This is a genomic window from uncultured Endozoicomonas sp. (genome assembly GCF_947495845.1).
Taxonomy (GTDB): domain Bacteria; phylum Pseudomonadota; class Gammaproteobacteria; order Pseudomonadales; family Endozoicomonadaceae; genus Endozoicomonas.
Genome location: NZ_CANMAO010000088.1, coordinates 1 through 1,119 on the forward strand (window position 1 = coordinate 1; position 1,119 = coordinate 1,119).

At 45.4% G+C, this 1,119-nt stretch carries 1 protein-coding gene; it reads right to left on the reverse strand.

Annotated elements, in window-relative coordinates; translation table 11 throughout:
- Window positions 1-7: 7 nt before the first annotated feature.
- Window positions 8-1,000 (reverse strand): IS30 family transposase, encoded by a 993-nt coding sequence (locus Q1B11_RS20195; RefSeq protein WP_299735816.1) that lies wholly within the window; start codon window positions 998-1,000, stop codon window positions 8-10.
- Between the last annotated feature and the right edge of the window lie 119 nt (window positions 1,001-1,119).

Here is a 1,119-nt window from a genome sequence, read left to right on the forward strand (position 1 = left end):
CCTGAATTCAAGTCATTAGTGCATAACCCATGACTTTTCTTGCATCCATTCCTGTTAACTCTTTGAATGCCTCGTATGGTGTCTTGTAATCAAGGCACTTTCTGGGTCTATTATTCAGCTTGTCGATCGCCATGATGACTTCTTGCTCAGAGACGTTGTCGAGTTCCATCGATTTCGGAAAGTACTGTCTGAGTAGCCCATTCGCGTTTTCATTTTGGCCTCTCTCCCAAGAGTGGTATGGTGCGGCAAAATAGCTATCGCATTCTAAGGCTTCGGCAACCGCTTCATGCTGAACAAATTCTTTACCATTGTCGTAAGTTATAGTTTTTACAAATTTCTTCAGGGGTTTAAGAACATCAATCATTGCCTGTTTAACCGCTTTTGCTTTCTTGCCAGGCAGAGGCACAGCAAGGCGGAGTTTGCTCTTCCTTTCATCCAGTGTGGCGATAGCCCCTTTATGGTTCTTGCCAATAATCGTGTCAGCTTCCCAGTCACCAACACGCTCTCTGTTATTGGCTTCCACTGGACGTTTTTCAATACCAACCCGGTTGGGTATACCTGTCCGGTTATGAGCCGAACCGTATCGCTTACGGTACGTTTTTTCCTGATGGCGTAAGTGCTTATAAAGCGCTCCACCGGCTTTTTTGTCTTCCAGGATGAACTGGTAAATCGTCTCATGATGTAGCTTTATGACATCTTCCTTTTCGAGCCTTCCTGCGACTTGCTCGGGACTCCAATCATCCTTGATATCTCGTGCAATCCGGCACTTGATCTCATCAGTGAGCTTAATAGATTTAGCCTTTTCCATATGACGTTCTTTAGCTTTGCCATGGGCTTGCTTGTGTCGGTAACCTCTTTGCCCGGTATTACGACCCAGCTCTCGGGAAAGCGTGCTCTGTGAACGTCCTAAAGCCTTGGCAATCTTGTTTTGAGAGACTCCTTCTTTCAGTTGAAGTTCGGTATAATGTCTCTCTTCAAGGCTCAGGTGTGTATAGGCCATCCTTGGCTCCTCTGTATGGTTTGGTCGCTTTACAGAATACCCCTGAGTCTTGATTCAATTCAAAGGTGTGTAGCGATCAGTTGATTACAGAGGTTATGCACTTATGATACGAATTCAGG

Excerpts from the sequence above, each read along its gene's own strand:
- Q1B11_RS20195 (WP_299735816.1), bottom strand. The coding sequence starts at position 1,000 with ATGGCCTATACACACCTGAGCCTTGAAGAGAGACATTATACCGAACTT.